Origin of the sequence: Clostridium isatidis (assembly GCF_002285495.1) — a bacterium.
In the GTDB taxonomy this organism is placed as follows: Bacteria; Bacillota; Clostridia; order Clostridiales; family Clostridiaceae; genus Clostridium; species Clostridium isatidis.
The window spans coordinates 2614421-2632367 of the sequence record NZ_CP016786.1; the positions used below are offsets into that span (position 1 = coordinate 2614421).

Here is a 17947-nt window from a genome sequence, read left to right on the forward strand (position 1 = left end):
ATAACTTCATAAACAAATATCTTTGAATTTTATCTAAGTTATTATAGTGTCTTATAAATCATTTTACCATAATGAATTAATCAAATAAATGATATTAATTATCTTTTGGCAAGTATATAATATAAAATCAATAATGCTGCCAGAAAAATTAAATTAAGTAAGGTAAACACTACAAGATAAACTACATTTCGCTTACCTTCTGTTTTAGCATAATATTTAAAAGAAATAAGACTTGCCATAGATGCTATTATTGTTCCAAGTCCCCCTAAGTTTGTACCTATAATTAAGCTTGATATATTATCTGTAAAGCCGGAAAGGAGGATAGCAGCAGGAACATTACTAATAACCTGACTTGCAAGAACTGATGTAATCAATTCATTTCCCTTTATAACACTATTAAACCAAAAACTTATTTCAGGAATACGTTTCATATTTCCGATAAATATAAATAAAAATATGAATGTAAATAATAAAGCATAATCAGCTTTTCCTATAATTCTACGATCTATTAGAAAAACTGCTAGTAAAATTACCGTTCCTGTTATATAAACTGAAATTATATGAGTTACACTTGTCAAAGCAAAAAGAAAAAGCAATATATAAACAATAATTTTTTTCTTTTGATTTAATATAAGATTATGATTTAACTGCAGCTTTACCTCAACAGCTTTTCTATCAATTAATACTAAACAAACTACTAATAGACCAATTAATGAAAGCAAAGTATAAGGCATCATTAACGAAAGAAATTTGTTCAAACTCATTCCGCTTAAAGAAAATAAATATAAATTTTGTGGATTACCTAATGGTGTAAGCATACTCCCTAAATTACTTGCAATAGTCTGCAACACAATAATAGAAATCATATATTTCTCTAACCCAGTCATAACAAGTATATCAATTGTAAAGGGAACAAAAGTAATAAGTGCTACATCATTTGTAATAAGCATGCTGAAAGCAAAACAAAGCAGAACTAATACTATTGATAAACTTCTCACATTCCTCATCTTTTTCAGCATCCAGCTACCTATCATGGAAAATATTCCTAGGCTTCTAAGCCCTGCCATTATAAGCATTAAGCTAAATAAAACAATTAATGTATGAAAATCAATGTAGCTAATATATTTATTGTCCAATGGTACAAATAACATGGATATAATAGCAAGTAAGAAAGATATGCTTAATACTGCTTCTTTTTTTATGTAGTTAAAAATTAATTTCATTAAATCCTTACTCCTCGTCATTAGTTAATCTCTTTAATAACTCCCATGTATAATAGGAATAGTTTCTTGCTATCAATGATTATACTTTAGTAAATACAAAAGGACAACTTGATATTTTCCCATAAATGTATATCAAAGGAATAGTCATAATAAGTTAAATCTAATCTAAAAACTCTTTACGTATACCAATATTACTTAAATAAATTGACCCTTTATTGCTCTTATCAAAAACAAATTTAATATTAGCCACATTTTCTGGATTAAATTCACTATTTACTTTTTTAAACTCTTCTAACTTAAATGCAAAATTCTGAAATATTGGCTCTTTTGTTGGCATCAAAGCTGTAAAAGGCCTTTTTATAATATCTCCTTTAATCATTGGCAATAAATTTGATACACTGCTTAATGGTAAACTTGCAATATTACCGCTATGATCCTCTACTTGAACTGATAAATCAAGAAGTTCATCTATGCTATCCAAATCCTTTTCTTCTCTATTAGCCATTGAAAATACGATATAATCACTTTCTTTTATATCAACCTCTGTGCCAGAAAGAAAAATTGAATAGCTTGGAATTTCATTAGTTTCTGTACAATCCCAGTCAAGCCTCACAGCACGAAAAATACTATCAGAGTATTTCATCTTGACCATTTCTTCATGCCATTCCTTCAAGGCTTGTCCAACCAATCTTCCTCCCTTTAACGTTGTTGTAGAAAAATCAATATCCTCATCAAAGTTTGCAACTATCATAGTATTTCCATCCAAGTAGTCACTTATATATATCGTATCTGGAAGCAAGTCCCTAGCATAACCAATATCCTGAAATATAGATCGATACTCCATTTTTTGTTTTAAAGTTGTTTCCAAAAATGAAGAAACAAGTACCTTGACAATTTGTAATTGATCCTCCTGCGGCAAAATTTTTGCTATATTATAAAGCCTATTACCCAAACCAGCTCCATCATATTTTCCCCATTTTGTGTTGAACTGTCCATGGTTAGCTCCATATACATAGATCGTTGATTTAAAATTAGGACTATTTTCTGTAAAGTCAATTCTAGCGTACTGATTAACACCATCAAATGAACTTACATCCATATCGTGGGAGCCTTGAATTGCTAAATAACTGATATCTTTTAAAGCTGTTAGTTCTCCGGCAGGTTTATATTGACTGTCAGTCCCTGCAATAGAAATAATAGACCTAATGCCAAAATTATAATCAAAGTTTATATTTCCATTTTCGGGATAGGAAGGCAATTGGTTATAAAGTGCAGCAATTGCCACTGCCTCACCACCACGCGAATGTCCAATCAATGAAATTCGCTGCATATCTACTTTATTATAAAATAGATGATCCTTTGAGTTGGTCCACTCCTTCCACATCTTTAAATGTTCTAAAATGAGCCAGCCACGAGCAGGATTTTCATTTTTTAATACTTTTAACATAAATAAGTCATCATATGGTGAAGTATTCAAGAAATTTTCATCAATCGATACAAAAATATAACCTTTACTAGCAAGCAAATTCCCTAAATAATCATATCCAAGATCAGAATAGTCTGTCGCCAAATGATTACCATGAACAGCAATTACTAATGGAAAGGAACCATCACCATCAGGATACCATACAGTTCCGTTAAGAGGCATTTGATCTGGCCCAAATCCAAATGTTTTTGTTCGAATTGATGACCAATTTTCTACAAAAGGCGAACCGTCTACTGACTTTGTAATCAATGAATCTTCAGCATTGAATTCTTTTCGATAATTGTTAGCGCTTCCATATGTTAATGTCTTTACTTGATACTCTCCCTGTTCAGATGGATTAGGTAATGGAAGAGAATACTGTTCTATTGCTTTTATTGACTTCAGTTTATATGACAATGGTACTTCATTATCACCATTATGAAATAACCAATAAGCACCGATAAGAATATAAGCTATTGATAAAAATGACAATAAAATTGTTATAATTCTTGATACCTTACCTGACTGACGATATTGGCCCTTCAATAGTCGCCAAATAAACATTCCTAGGATAGAAAAAGAAACCATAATAGATATCGTTATAATAAACATTAATTTCAAAGGACCGATAAAACATATAAATACTAGAAAAAAGCTTGCAAACATAATCCATATGTATATAAACGGAATTTTCTTTATCAATCGAATGAATAATGTGATAAAAGCAGATAATAGAATTATCGCAATCAAGAAAGCAGCACTGCCAATTACATAATCACCAATTCCACGCGTCCCTATCATATAATATGCTTGTACAATGTATAATAATAAAGACACAATACTTAATCCTATTACTGCTCCTTTCCATCCTGTGGAAAGATGTTTCCAATGCATATATAAATTTATTTTACTTAAAAATTTATTTTTGTGATTTTTTTGCACTACTTTTCCTCCTTATTTATAAACTTACAGCTAAATTTAATTGAAAAATAAAGGGAGAAGGATTAGTTGACTGATAACATGGGTTGAAATATGTCCAAGCATTGCATATCCTAATCCGTGCTTCCAATATAAATAACCAAAGCCAAGCCCTGGTAAAAAATTAAGCAATAAGGTACGAAGAACAGATACCAAGCTTAAGCCCAACATTTGTGCTGTTGCAGGAATATGACCAGCTGCAAATAGAAGTGCGGCAATAACAATTCCAGCAATATAAATTCCATTACTATTTATGGTTTTTATCATTTTGCTAGCAATCCATATAATAAATGTCATAAGACCAAGCCTTAAAAGTATTTCTTCAATTATGCCTCCATATAATATACTTCCAAGAAAATAAAGCCAGGAAAATTCAAATTTATCCCCAAGTCCCAATACTTCAGCAAAGATAAACTTCTCTGAAATAACAATGAAGCTAGCAGATACAATTCCAATAACAATTGCTGCAAAAATACTTTTTCTATTAAAAACAAAAGGCTTGTTCAAGTCTACTTTTGTAGAGGCCCAAAATCCTACTATTGCAGCAATACTCGCCATAACTGCTGTTTGCATCATCGCTGCGATAATAAGGACTTGCTTCGATCCAAGTTGTGCAACGATTTGCTTTTCCATTTCAGGCGTTAAAGAAGTTACTTGCTGTACTCCTAAAACCACACCAGCAATCAATCCTAAAATTATTACAACAATTATTTTTTTCATTACTAACAACTCCTAACATTCTAATTTCATAACTATTACCAATTATAAATTTTATAAATAACTTCATATCTTGTTAACTCATTGACTAATTTTATATTATTAATTACTTTTCTAATTTAACTTGAAACATACTTTGCAAGTTTTTAATTATCAATTTAAACTTTGGTTCTTCGTGCAATGGAGCAAATAGTGGTTCTTTCTGTAACATATTAAGTAAATCCTCTTTAATTGCTTGCTCATTTCTTGGAGCATAAGGTCCTGTCTGAATATTCTTTTCTATCCAACTGTCAACAGTATAAAAATAATTATCCCCGCTAAATTTAATAGGAAATGATAAATTTTTACTTGTATGATAAAAACATTCAAGCATACACAATGCATCTGCATAACGCTGTTGTTTCATATAACCTAATGAAACTTCATAAAAAAAGACAAGTTTTATAAGGCCGTTTAATTGTTCAATATTATATATTTCTATTACTTTTTCCAAACGATTAACCATTTCATCAAATAAATTTTGATTATCAGTAATATATTTTAATAATTCAATTTCACTTGATATCATACTAAATAAATGCTGAAAGCTTGTAACTTGCAATGTTTCTTTAACCTTATCATAATCTCTAAGCATTGCATAAGCTTCTGCTATCAATTTTTCTACTCCTAATTGAATAGGAACTTCAGAACCTACACTTTTTAAAAGTTCTTGGGGATTGTTCTTGATTAATAATACAGAGCCATAAATTATCTGTACTTCTTGAATTAGCTTATGATCATCACTCAAAGAAACTACACGCTCACACAATTTCTCAATTCGTCCCAAAACACTTTGAGGATCTTGCGAATAAAAATAATGATTCAAGTATAATTGAGCCATTCTTACCAATAATGGAAAACAAGAATAATATTCATTTATCACCTTTTCCACATCTGCCTGAACTGTTTCAAAGCTTTCTGTAAGAAATCTTTTTGAAAAATTACGATATAACTCCATTATTTTGCTTTTGGCTAGTTGTGGTTCATACCCTAGTAATTCATCAATAGTTGTATGAAACAAAGATGCCAATCGAGGTAATAAGGATACGTCTGGATAGCTTAATCCTTGTTCCCATTTAGACACTGCTGCACTCGACACCCCTATATATGCAGCTACATCTCCTTGGGTCATTCCATATTTTTTTCGTAAAAATGTAACATTATCAGAAAATTTAAATTCTTTCATAGAACCTCTCCTTTTAATAAAAGTATAAATTCATATAAAAAATCTATCAATGGAATGATAGTTGTTCATAACCTTTAAATTCAACTAATAGTTGAATTAATCAACCAAATCTAATTATATAAAAAAGACAGTAGATAGTTTGCTTTACACAAATCTATTTACTGTCCTCACTTCCTACTAAATTTTCTTTTGGTATTCTCATGCCTAATATTTGAATTATGTTATCTCTCATATTATTAATTAAAAAATAATATTCTAAATATCATTTAAAATTTAAATTATATATATTTATAATTTTACCTTTTATATTACATAATTGTAAATATTTTTATATTATATATTTTTACAATATTCGTTATATATTTATGTGATAATCTTATTGCAATTATAATTTAACTTATTCAACTATAGCCCAATCACCATATCATCAAACAAACTCACTAGAATTCAATACCTTCTTCTAGGTCTAAAGGAATTGTCACAGTGTACTAATATTCTTCATTTGATAATTTTTTAATCCCATATTATTACAAACATGTAAATCTCTACTTTACCTTGATCCTTAACCATAAAAAACGCTGATTTTGTTTATATCTAAACTTAAATCAGCGTTCTTAATATTTGTTTCTTTTATACCATTATTTTGAATCTACTAAAAACCTTATTACTGAGTTAAAACATCATTTTCTACTTTGCCTGATAATGAGCTTGAGTCTGTCAATGAAAATTCATGAGTTTTTACTTGTTTGTCAAATTCATCCAATGTCATTCCTAATTTATCAGCTAATTCTTCACGACTGTATGATTCTCCATCACCCTTTGTAGATACTGTTGGCTCTTTATCATCCCTTATCCATCTGTTCTCCATTGCAAAAACACTTCTACCGATCAAAGACATTGTGCAAATCGCTCCTAAAATTAATGTAGTAGTTTTTTTCTTACCTTTCATATTTTATACCTCCAAATTTTTATTTAAGGAAGATATTTTTCTTCCTTTGCTAATAACATACCTAAATATAATGTAATTAATATGAAGGTAATATGAAGTTTGAATGAAGCTTCAGCATTATTTCGTTTTACAAAACTCACAGCTAAACAAAACACCTTGTTCTAGATTTTTAACTGAGTAATTAATAGACAAAGCTTCAAATACCTTTTTAACAAGGTACAAGCCAAGGCCACTGCCCCCCTTATTTTTATTCCTGGATTTCTCCAATCGGAAAAATGGATCAAATATCTTTTCCATTTGCTCTTCAGGAATATAAGCACCAGTGTTTAAGACACTAAGATTAATCAAACCAGTATCTCCATTCTCTTCTAATTTAACAATAACTTTTTCTCCCAAATGAGAATATACAACACCATTATGAATAATATTATAAACTGCTTTTTCTATTAAATTCTTATCTATTCAATACAATTGATAGATTAGCACAAATAATAAAAAATAAGGATTTCTTAATATGAGTATTTCCGGCTGAGAAAACAAGAAAAACTCAATATCTGAAACCCTTTGTTTTTATAATTTTTTCACTCTTCTTTAATTTTGTACCTTTTTGCGAAATAACTCATCCAATAACATAATTTCTGTTTTTGCAGTAACAGCATGGTTTCCAAGTATAACATCAATTGTAAAATCATTACTTAACATCTTGCGATACATTGATATAATATCTTCCTCTGACATGTCCCCCATCGCTTTTGTTTCTTGCGGAATTACTGGGATTCCTGATTTCTCTACTAAACTAATATTTTCTTTCAATTCTACGGCTACCTTCCTAAGAGTACTTTCACTTCTTGCCGTCTCAACATCCATCATTCCTTCATCTGTATAGAAGTGCTTAATAACTATAGCAGTTGCTACATGGGAAATATGAAAGGCTTTAATATCTTCTTGTATTATATAATGCAAACCTGCTTCTTCAAGTATTTGAGCAAGTTCTCTCACTCTTTCACTAATTTGTCCATTTATTTCTCCAAAAATAGTTCCTTGGTGTTTCTCAGAACCAAATTGAGCATATAAAACACCATCCTTTATATCTCCACCTGCACCTGGAAATCCAGGAAGTAATCTGTCCCCAACGATCTCAAGCCATTTATCATAACCCATAGTATTAGTCAAGGTAATAATGTTTTTACTCTTATTATTCTTTATTGCAGTTAGAGCAGATTCAGCCTGATCATAGCGTACAGGAACAAAGATGAAATCATAGATATCATTATCTTCCAAAGTATCAATTACTTTTATAGATGCCTTCTTTATAGTTCCCTTGTCATTATATCGTAATCCATCCCTTTTAAGTCCTTCCAATCTCTTTCCTCTAGCAAGCATCGTAACATCCATACCAGCTTCTGCAAATCTTAGTGCGTACACACTTCCAACTACACCAGCACCAAATATCAAAAGTCTTTTTTGTTTTAAATTCAATATTATCCTTCCCTTCATTAAAAAATTAAGCATTCGTTGTTTAAGCAACACCTGTATGATATAATATTAGTACTCTATTTTTTTACTTTCAACCAACAAATTAGCTAAAGTGTTGTTTAGATAACATAATTTGATATTTGATGCTTTTGAAAGGAGGATACATAAAATGAAACAAGATGATCCAAGGGTTATTCGCACACGACAAATAATAAAAGATGCTTTTAGAGCCTTGCTAAAAACTAAAGGATTTGATGCAATTACCATAAAAGATATCGCAGAAAGAGCAACCATTAACCGTGCCACTTTTTATGCTCATTATGAAGATAAATATGCTTTATTGGATGAAATTATTGTGCAAACATTCGAAAATATGTTACCAGAGCAAATTATACAGGCTCAAGAGTTTACAGAAGATATATGCCGTCAATTTATTGAATTAACCTATAACTACATCGTAATGTTTTCTCGAACATGCAAACATACTACAAAGTCCATTACTCAACAGATTTATAGCAAAGTGAAGCATATTTTATATGAGACTATAAAATCTATATTAGAAAAAAAGAATACAGCAATTAATGCATCTATCAATGCCACCATGATAAGTGCTGCCATTTATAGTGCTGCATACTACTGGTATGAGTCAAAATTTGATGATAATATTAAACAACTCACAGATACTGTTGTTTCTTTCATAATTAATGGCTTGCAAGCTGACAACTAATTTAATCTAATTCAAGCACTTGTTTGACACCTTTCCTTTCAGCTAGTAGTTTCCACTAGCAAGACCACAGCAGACTCTTTTTTCAATTTATTCCTAATTATTAGTACATAAAAAAAAGAGCCGACTAAATGGACGGCTCTTAATAAGGTTAAGAGAAAAACAATCACATTCCAAATCCACTAGATATTGCTGCTCCTCCTTATTTTCTATAATTAACGATGTCCTGCAGCAACATTTTTGTGGGCGATTTGATTAAGACGTTGAAGATCCGAATCCGTAAGCTCAACCTTTAAAGCTGCAATATTCTCTTCTAAATATTTTCTTCTTTTCGTTCCTGGAATAGGTACGATATCATTGCCTTGCATCAAAATCCATTTCAACGCCAGTTGAGGGGCAGTACATCCCTTTTCAGCTGCCATTTCTTGAATCTGAGCAACAAATTGAAGGTTTTTCTGTAAATTCTGTCCTTTAAATCTTGGGAAATTTCGTCTTACATCACCGTAATCTAAATCCTCGTATCTCTTAATTGTCCCAGTTAGGAAACCACGCCCAAGGGGGCTGTAAGCAACAAATCCGATACCAAGTTCTCTAAGGGTGGGAAGAACTTCATCTTCAATATCTCTTGACCACAAGGAATATTCCGTTTGTACCGCTGTAATTGGATGAACTGCATGTGCTCTGCGTATCATATCTGCTGAAGCTTCTGAAAGACCAATATAACGTATTTTTCCTTCTTTAACTAAATCAGCCATTGCTCCTACTGTCTCCTCAATAGGAATAAAAGGATCAATTCGATGCAGATAATATAAATCAATATGGTCAACGCCTAATCTTCGTAAACTTGCTTCGGCAGCTGCCTTAACATATTTCGGACTTCCGTTATAACGCAAAAATCCTCCTAAGTTATCACGTATTACACCAAACTTGGTAGCCAAAACAACCTCATCACGGCGATCTTTAATCGCTTTTCCCAGCAATTTTTCATTTTCTCCATCACCGTATAAATCTGAGGTATCTAAGAAATCTACACCAAGATCCAATGCTCGATGAATCGTATGTATAGATTCCTTCTCATCTCGGTCACTGCCGTAAAAATCAGACATGGTCATACAGCCTAATCCCATAGCTGAGACTTTCAGCCCTCTTGACCCAAGGGCTCTTTTTTCCATAAAAATCTCTCCTTTGTTGTTTTTACTATAATTGCTCAGATTCTTCTTTAGAGCTTATATACTTTAGCTGCCTTTAATCGAATGTTCGTTCAAATAGCAATAAAATTCATTTTTTATTTAACATTTAATTGCATCCCAGCTCATTTGAATCATTTTATCAATATTAGCAGGTTTGAATTCATACTCCCCATTAATATACTCTTTGCCCATCTGAACAAATGGCAAACAAGCGTAAGTAACGAGAAGATTCGTTTCCAAATCCTTTAGCAGACCTTCCTTAATCCCCCTTTCAAATAAAGGATACATTGGCTTAAATACACCACCATTTTTATCTTTACATCTTTTTTGGATAAACGGAGAATCAATAAACTGTTCCATCAGCAGAAAATTTGCTTGATTATTCACAATATAGCTAGAATAATTAAGCAAAATCTTCTCAAAAGCAGTCTTGACTGGCATATCAGCCGTTACACCAATAAACATCTTCTCATGCATTTGTTCCTTAAGCTTAAAGTATAGCTTAATCAATAAATCTTCTTTACTTTCAAAATAAAAGTAAATAGTCGACGAGGAGATATTCGCCCTCTTTGCAATTTTGGACATAGATATTTCTGATAGTCCAATTTCATTGAGAAGCTCAATCGTCGTCTGATAAATAAGTTCTTTTTTATTGTTATATTTCTTTTCCATAATCACATTATATCGAACGTTCGATCGAAAGTCAACCTTCACAAATCTTTTAGTTATTATATCCTCCTTCTAATAATTAAGCCTTCTCTTACAAATTAAAGAAGGCTTAACTATTAGGAACAAGCTAAGTATAAAAATTTTTCATTAGTTCATTCAATCCTTCTTCTGATGTTAACATTTCAAGATTATTAAATATCTCCTCTTCACTCCAGTTCCACCATTGAAGTTTTAGTAAAAAATCTATCTTATCATCACTAAAGCGCTTTTTAATAAACTTAGCTGGATTTCCACCATATATTGTATATGGCTCAACATTTTTAACTACTGTTGAATTAGCAGCAATAATTGCACCATCACCAATCCTAACGCCTGGCATAATTGTTACATTTTGTCCTATCCAGACATCATTACCTATTACTGTATCTCCCTTAAAAGGCAATTGTTCTACAGCTGGGGTAACCTTCTCCCAACCACCTCCAAAGATATTAAAAGGATAGGTTGTAATTCCATCCATTCTGTGGTTTGCCCCATTCATAATAAACTTAACACCTTCTGCAATTGCACAAAACTTACCAATTATAAGCTTATCTCCTAAAAATTCATAGTGATGCTCTATATTTTCATAAAATCTTTCAGGGGACCTTTTATTATCACTATAATAAGTATAATCTCCAATTTCTACATTAGGTCTTTTCGGTAGATTACTTATATAGCAAACTGTTTTAATATTCTCATTTGGATAAAGCTTATTCTTATCTGGACCTTTCATAAAATATCTACTCCTTTTAATTTATCAATACTCTTTTCCAACTAGCTATATATTTACCATCCTTTCATAATAATATAATTAAACACAAAAAAACCTCTCCTAGTTATCAAGCTTCGGAAAGGTTTATGTATCACAATATATAGGGTTAGCAGAAAAACTATTCTAAAAATAAAATCAGCTTTTCCTCTACAAATATGATTTAAATTTGATACTATAATCCTATCCAAAACTTATAATAGTCTAGGGTCCGCAAAAAACATATCTAAAAATAAATAGATATGTTAGACTCTACCTATACTACTGTACCTAAAAAACTAATGGATAAGATTATCTGATCGTTTCTACTAATCACCTCATAACTCTAATTTTGCTTAGTCTTTATTATAAAACATCATATAAGACAATTCAATGTATAATTTATATATTACTCTCTGCTGGAACATAAATTCCGCCATGATAGCAATAATAAGCCTTCGCCTTTAACGACAATAATTTTTCCATAGATTTTTCAGCTTGTTTAATATCAAGGGTAAACTGTGGATTTGCAATAACAGGCTTATCATCTTCAACTACAATTGCATCGCCAGTTATGACAATATAATCCTTCTCCATAAGAAGGGAAATATGTCCAGGTGTATGACCTGGTGTTGCAAGAATCCTGCATCCTTCGCACCAATCCATGCACTCTTCATTATTCAGATAAACATCTACTTCTACCGGTTCAACCTTACGCAGCATTTCACAAAAGGCCTTACCAAAATCCTGTTGTTCAGGAAGTAATGTTTTCTGCATTTCTTCTGCTTGCACTAAGCGTAAAGGTTTTTCTTCAGCGGAAATGAATGCTGCTTCTACAGCAGAGGCATATATTTTAATAGCAGGATTTCTCCTTTTAATTGCAGCAGCTGCCCCCATATGGTCATGATCATGATGAGTTAGTACAAGTCCAGTTATTTGATCTATTGACACTCCATATCGCTTTAGTTGATTCTCAAGAATAGGAAGTGATCCAATAAACCCACAGTCAACAAGAATAATATTTTCTTTATCCAAAAGTAATGTTGGATAAACTGTATTTTCAATATTAGCAAAGGACATAGTCAATGGAAAGCTAATAATTTTGTATTCCATAATAATCTTATTACCTCCTTCTTTCTATTATAAAGCAAGTTCTAATTAGGCATTTATTAAATAGTATTATAATCAAAATAGTTATTTCAAAACTAATTAATTGATATACATCATTAAACTTTTCTCCAGCTTTACAAATTAGTTTATTTAACAAATCGCTTTATATATAAGATAAGATTCTTATAAACTTCTTTGTCTTTTTATTTCATATAGTACTATCGATGCTGCACAAGAAACATTCATAGATGATGCCACTCCATCCATTGGTATCCCCACCAATAAATCAGATATTTCTTTATAATTTCTACTAAGACCAAATGTTTCATTTCCCAAAAGTAATACTGTAGGCCTTTGGAAATCACACTTATTAATTATTTTATCACCATGGGCGCTTGTTCCAATAATTTGAAAGTTTGGATATTGACTTTTTAATGATTGAATCCACTCATACAACTCTTTATGAGAAGGTAAATTTAACACTGGAAGACTAAAAAATGTACCAACCGATGCAGCTATTGTCTCTGGGTCATATAAATCAACACCATGTCCGGTTATTATTAATCCATTAACGCCAAGTGCATCACACGATCGTATTAAGGTTCCCAAATTTCCCTTGTTTGATGGTCTATCCATTACAACAATTAATGGATTTTTAGTTAGTTTTATTCTGCTTAAATCATTAGCTTTCATTTTTACAATTGCTAATAATTCTGATGTATCTATTTTTCCGCTTAATTTATCCATTAAGTGATTAGGCAATTGATATTGTAAACTTTCCTTAACGTTGCTTAGTATACTCTTAGCCCAACCCGATAATTCTTTTTCTCCTGAATAAATAAAAGAGCTTATCTCCCATTTATTCTTAATGGCTTCGTTAATATTTCTTACACCTTCAACAAAAAATTCTTTATATTTATGTCGTTTGTTTCGGTTTCTTTTAATGACTTCAAAGCGTTGAAAATTATTATCTTCTTTACTTATCTTTACCACTCTATTTTTTATCATATTTTAATAACTCCTTTATTAATGCTAAATTACTCTGTTTTAATTATTTCCATAGTTTAGAACTATTATATCAAAATCAAAATTGGAATACCCGACATATTGTCTATGAGTTTTGCAGGGTAATAATATTAAATAGATACCAAGACAAACTTGGACATTTTTTGAACTCCCCTCTCTTTCATACAGCGTTATTAATGACACATATAATTTTTTACAGAATAAAGAATAAAGTTCGTGGCATTACATCAAATAAGAAACTTGATAAAAATTTCGATACATTAGCTATAGGAGATGATTAAGTAATACATCTATACTATCTCCTCAACCCTATCACTTTCAGGACAGTTGATATGTTATCACAAACAATAAAAAAGTAAGGGTTTTCTGACATTAATCTCTCGACCAAGCTCACGAGAGATTAATTCAATGTCAGGAAACCCCTTATTTATCAGTGTTTTAAATAATATTATTTATCCACCCTTGTCATCAAGACAACGCACTCCACATGCAACGAGCGGGGTGGATTGATGTCTTTTACATTGTCGGTAGTCGGGAACAAGTCAAAGGTACTTTTTGCACTATCGGTAGGCGGGAACATATCGACATATATAATTATAACGCCAACTACTAGATTTGTAATTGGCGTCAATAATTATTGTGATTTTAATTTTTCCTTTAGCTCTTTTATCTTTGTTTCTATTGTTGATATTACTTTTTTAAATTCCTCATCACTCTTACCTGTAGGATCATCCAACCCCCAATCTTCCCTGTGTTTACATGGAAGGTAAGGGCATTCCACATTACACCCCATTGTAATAACAATATCTACTGGAGGTATTTCATCAAGCAACTTTGAATGTTGAGTTTTCTCCATATCTATATCATAAAGCTCTTTCATTAGGCGCACAGCATCCTGGTTAATTTGAGGTTTTGTTTCTGTGCCAGCAGAGTAGCTTTCAAATATATCTCCTGCAAAGTGCTTACCAAGTGCCTCAGCTATTTGGCTTCGACATGAATTATGAACACATATAAATGCAACCTTTAGTTTATTACTCATTGGCCATACCTACTTTCTTGATTTTTCTGGAAACCAGTGTCTTGTATTATTCGCTATCTTTACTAATATCAACATAACAGGCACTTCTGTTAGAACTCCTACAATGGTAGCAAGTGCAGCTGGGCTTTGAGTTCCAAACAATGCAATCGCAACGGCAACTGCCAGTTCAAAAAAGTTAGAGGCGCCAATCATGCCAGCAGGCGCTGCTATCTCATGAGGAAGTTTTATAGCCTTGCTTGCTAGATATGCAATGAAAAAGATTAGGAAAGTCTGAATAATTAATGGTATAGCAATTAAAACAATATGCAGTGGATTATTCAGAATTACATCGCCCTGGAATGAAAAGATTATTATTAATGTTAGCAATAGACCTATGGTGGTGACATTCCCAAACTTCGGTATAAAGCTATTCTCAAAGTAATCGAGTCCTCGCCTTTTTGTGATGTAATTACGGGTAATTATGCCACCAGCTAGCGGGATAACAACAAACAATACTACAGATAAAATAAGAGTGTCCCAGGGTATGGTTACGCCGCCCACACCTAGAAGAAACGCAACTATAGGCGTGAAAGCTATGAGAATTATAAGATCATTTGTTGCCACTTGCACGACGGTATAAGCTGCGTTGCCTTTGGTCAAATAACTCCATACAAATACCATCGCTGTACACGGTGCTGCTCCAAGAAGTATTGCTCCCGCAAGATAGTCTTGTGCCAATTCTGCCGGAATTAGAGATTTAAAAATTACAAAGAAAAACAGCCATGCAATGCCGAACATAGTAAATGGCTTTATCAACCAGTTGGTTATCCATGTAACAAAAAGTCCCTTGGGATTTTTGCCTACATTTCTAATACTTTGAAAATCTACTTTTAGCATCATTGGATATATCATAAGCCAGATTAAAATCGCCATTGGTATTGATACATTTGCATATTCAAAACGTCCTAAAAACGCTGGGATTCCGGGTAAAAACTTTCCAATCAATACACCTGCAAACATACATAAAATAACCCATACAGTTAAGTACTTTTCAAAAAATCCAATTCCACTATTACGTTCCTTACTCATGTAAATCAATCCTCCTTTCTTTCTAAGCTATCGAAAAATGTAATTAAGTTTTGTGGGATTTCATATTTCTCATTTGTCAAGGGGATTGAACTATGGCCATTATAAACTTCTTTCAAAATTGCGTTAATAATCATGGATTTTGGTAGTTCCGTATATTCTATACCATCCTGCACCCAAACTCTGCAATCCACAGAGTCGCCACACAGATCCCCACATTCTTTGCAGGAAGATTCCTTAACCTCAAGAGCAATATCCCTGCCATTTACACGAATTGTTGGTGAACTCAAAAAATGGTATTCAATGGCTAACTCCCTTGAATTTATATTAATCTTGTTCATAACTATATCAAACCCTGCTGCTCTTAATACCGTTGATACTTCATTGACTGCATCATAGAGGTTAGTTTCAGTTCCTTGACACCTCTTACATACACTCAGATCAAGATAAAGAAATTCTATTATAATCTGCCTTTTTTCCTGTTCTTGTCCGCAGCAACCACTGCCACAAGAGCAACAGCCAGCATCACTTTTATTCATCGCTTTTACTACCTCCAGAAAAGTCCACTATATTTTCAATTGATGCATCCTGAAACCAGGGGATTGCAACAAAGTTATCAGAACTTATTTCCTTAACTTTTTCCAGCCATTGCTTTTCAGCATCAGCGCGAGCTATTAACATACTATTTTTAGTATTCGTCAATGAAAGGCACTGATTAACCACCCACCATTTATTATTAATTCCCGCTCTATTTAGGTCATCACCCAGTCTCTGAGCTTCAAATACCGGTGTTGCTTCAGGCAATGTAACAATAATAACCTCTGTTTGTTTCTCATCCCGAAGTCTTGGAAGTAATCTTTGAACAGATATTGGCGTTTCACCTTTTGTTCTCTGAACCTCTTTATGATAACTCTGTGTAGAATCAAGCAACAGAAGCGTGTGACCCGTTGGTGCAGTATCAATAATTACAACTTCGTTTTCAGCCTTGTCAACAATCTCAGCAAAAGCTCTAAATACTGCAATCTCCTGTGTGCATGGAGAGCGTAAATCCTCTTCAACATAAGCAACATCATCTTCGCTCATTGTTTCACGAGCCTTACTTAATACCTCATTTTGATATCGCAATAGTTCCTGCTTTTCATCTATTTTACTTAGTTTAATATTTTCAGTATCTTCAACCACATATTTGAGATGATCAGCTGGATCTGTAGATGTTAAATGTACCTTAACACCCTTTCTAGCAAGAGCCACAGCAATGGTTGCAGCAATAGTTGTTTTTCCAACACCGCCCTTACCCATTGTAAATATCACTTTTTTACCTGCCCTATAAATATCTTCAATCAGAACATCTAGGTGTCTTAAATTTAAGGATTTGCTATAAATATTATTTTTTGCGTAATCGTCACTGTATAAAAATGTTCTAATATTATCAATACCTACAACGTTATAAGAACGAAGTGGTATAGTGAAAATTTTAAACTTTTTTAAACCCTGTGGCATATTTTCCAAAGCCTTTTGCTGCTTATCTAACATTTTACTCGAAACATCGTCAGTTGCTTCACTCAGTATACCATTGATAACTAAAACTTGATTGTTTATCCCTAGGTCACTAAGCTCATGGCTTGAACGTTCAGCTTCAATCAAAGGAGTTTCCTCCGGTCTTGAGACCAGTATCAAAGTTGTTTTATCCTTATCCGCAAGGTTTTCAACCGCATTCTTATACATATCCTTTTTATCTTCAAGTCCAGCGAGCTGACCTAAACATGACGCCCCATGTGTACTTTCACTAATAAAATTACTCCAGGCTGATGGCAATTGCAACATACGAAGTGTGTGCCCTGTCGGAGCAGTATCAAAAATAATATAATCGTATTTATTCTCTGTGGATTTATCAGTGATGAAGTTCGAAAACTGGTCAAAAGCGGCAATTTCAACTGTACATGAACCTGAGAGTTGTTCCTCCATATTTACAATTACACTATCCGGCAACTTCCCCCTATATGGAGCAATAACCGATTCCCTATACTCTCTGGCAGCTTCCTCTGGGTTAAGATTCGCCACAACTAAACCCGGCACTCCATCAATCGGCACACCTTTGCCATCAAGCTCAGTATTAAAAACATCCTGTAAATTGGATGCAGGATCAGTGCTTATAAGGAGAACACTTTTTCCATTATCAGCTAAATTTACTGCCACAGCACAAGCGGTTGAGGTTTTACCTACACCACCCTTTCCTGTGAAAAACATATACTTAGTCAGATTTATCCCATCTAAACTAAATGGCTCATAATTATTCTTTAACAT

The 17947-nt window shown here is 32.5% G+C and carries 17 protein-coding genes; 1 reads left to right on the forward strand and 16 read right to left on the reverse strand.

Annotated elements, in window-relative coordinates:
* Nucleotides 1-98: 98 nt before the first annotated feature.
* From BEN51_RS12400 to BEN51_RS12430, 7 genes are all read right to left on the reverse strand, one after another.
* Nucleotides 99-1223, reverse strand: a complete 1125-nt coding sequence (locus tag BEN51_RS12400) for an SLC13 family permease (protein WP_119866335.1) — start codon at nt 1221-1223, stop codon at nt 99-101.
* Nucleotides 1224-1383: 160 nt separating this feature from the next.
* Nucleotides 1384-3630: a hypothetical protein gene (locus tag BEN51_RS12405; protein WP_207652782.1), complete on the reverse strand. Its 2247-nt coding sequence runs from the start codon at nt 3628-3630 to the stop codon at nt 1384-1386.
* Between the two features lie 36 nt (nt 3631-3666).
* Complete coding sequence (locus BEN51_RS12410; protein WP_119866336.1) at nt 3667-4386, reverse strand: CPBP family intramembrane glutamic endopeptidase; 720 nt, start codon at nt 4384-4386, stop codon at nt 3667-3669.
* 103 nt (nt 4387-4489) lie between these two features.
* Nucleotides 4490-5608 (reverse strand): helix-turn-helix domain-containing protein, encoded by a 1119-nt coding sequence (locus BEN51_RS12415; RefSeq protein WP_119866337.1) that lies wholly within the window; start codon nt 5606-5608, stop codon nt 4490-4492.
* A gap of 664 nt (nt 5609-6272) precedes the next feature.
* The gene (locus tag BEN51_RS12420; RefSeq protein WP_164704119.1) at nt 6273-6476 is read right to left on the reverse strand and encodes a hypothetical protein; all 204 of its coding nucleotides are present in this window, start codon (nt 6474-6476) and stop codon (nt 6273-6275) included.
* Nucleotides 6477-6674: 198 nt separating this feature from the next.
* Nucleotides 6675-7019, reverse strand: a complete 345-nt coding sequence (locus BEN51_RS12425) for an ATP-binding protein (RefSeq protein ID WP_119866339.1) — start codon at nt 7017-7019, stop codon at nt 6675-6677.
* A gap of 129 nt (nt 7020-7148) precedes the next feature.
* A complete protein-coding gene (locus BEN51_RS12430; protein ID WP_119866340.1) occupies nt 7149-8036 on the reverse strand; it encodes a ketopantoate reductase family protein in 888 nt (295 codons plus the stop codon).
* A 166-nt stretch (nt 8037-8202) separates the two neighbouring features.
* Here BEN51_RS12430 and BEN51_RS12435 point away from each other — a divergent pair, with 166 nt between their 5' ends.
* On the forward strand, nt 8203-8760 hold the full coding sequence (locus BEN51_RS12435) for a TetR/AcrR family transcriptional regulator (protein WP_119866341.1): 558 nt from the start codon (nt 8203-8205) through the stop codon (nt 8758-8760).
* 212 nt (nt 8761-8972) lie between these two features.
* Here the strand turns inward: BEN51_RS12435 and BEN51_RS12440 are convergent, their stop codons facing one another.
* The 9 genes from BEN51_RS12440 to arsA form a co-directional block, all read right to left on the reverse strand.
* Nucleotides 8973-9929, reverse strand: a complete 957-nt coding sequence (locus BEN51_RS12440) for an aldo/keto reductase (RefSeq protein WP_119866342.1) — start codon at nt 9927-9929, stop codon at nt 8973-8975.
* Nucleotides 9930-10046: 117 nt separating this feature from the next.
* Nucleotides 10047-10619: a TetR/AcrR family transcriptional regulator gene (locus BEN51_RS12445; protein ID WP_207652783.1), complete on the reverse strand. Its 573-nt coding sequence runs from the start codon at nt 10617-10619 to the stop codon at nt 10047-10049.
* Nucleotides 10620-10743: 124 nt separating this feature from the next.
* On the reverse strand, nt 10744-11388 hold the full coding sequence (locus BEN51_RS12450; RefSeq protein WP_119866343.1) for a Vat family streptogramin A O-acetyltransferase: 645 nt from the start codon (nt 11386-11388) through the stop codon (nt 10744-10746).
* A gap of 417 nt (nt 11389-11805) precedes the next feature.
* Nucleotides 11806-12516 carry an MBL fold metallo-hydrolase gene (locus BEN51_RS12455; RefSeq protein WP_119866344.1) on the reverse strand — a complete coding sequence of 237 codons (711 nt, stop codon included), beginning with the start codon at nt 12514-12516 and terminating at the stop codon, nt 11806-11808.
* Nucleotides 12517-12696: 180 nt separating this feature from the next.
* Complete coding sequence (locus BEN51_RS12460; RefSeq protein WP_119866345.1) at nt 12697-13521, reverse strand: TrmH family RNA methyltransferase; 825 nt, start codon at nt 13519-13521, stop codon at nt 12697-12699.
* A gap of 652 nt (nt 13522-14173) precedes the next feature.
* On the reverse strand, nt 14174-14578 hold the full coding sequence (locus tag BEN51_RS12470; protein ID WP_119866347.1) for an arsenate reductase ArsC: 405 nt from the start codon (nt 14576-14578) through the stop codon (nt 14174-14176).
* A 9-nt stretch (nt 14579-14587) separates the two neighbouring features.
* On the reverse strand, nt 14588-15646 hold the full coding sequence (gene arsB, locus BEN51_RS12475) for an ACR3 family arsenite efflux transporter (protein WP_119866348.1): 1059 nt from the start codon (nt 15644-15646) through the stop codon (nt 14588-14590).
* Nucleotides 15647-15651: 5 nt separating this feature from the next.
* Nucleotides 15652-16182, reverse strand: coding sequence for a DUF2703 domain-containing protein (locus tag BEN51_RS12480; protein WP_119866349.1), 531 nt, complete (start codon nt 16180-16182; stop codon nt 15652-15654).
* Nucleotides 16175-17947: an arsenical pump-driving ATPase gene (gene arsA / locus BEN51_RS12485; RefSeq protein WP_119866350.1), complete on the reverse strand. Its 1773-nt coding sequence runs from the start codon at nt 17945-17947 to the stop codon at nt 16175-16177. The genes BEN51_RS12480 and arsA overlap by 8 nt, the downstream gene beginning before the upstream one ends.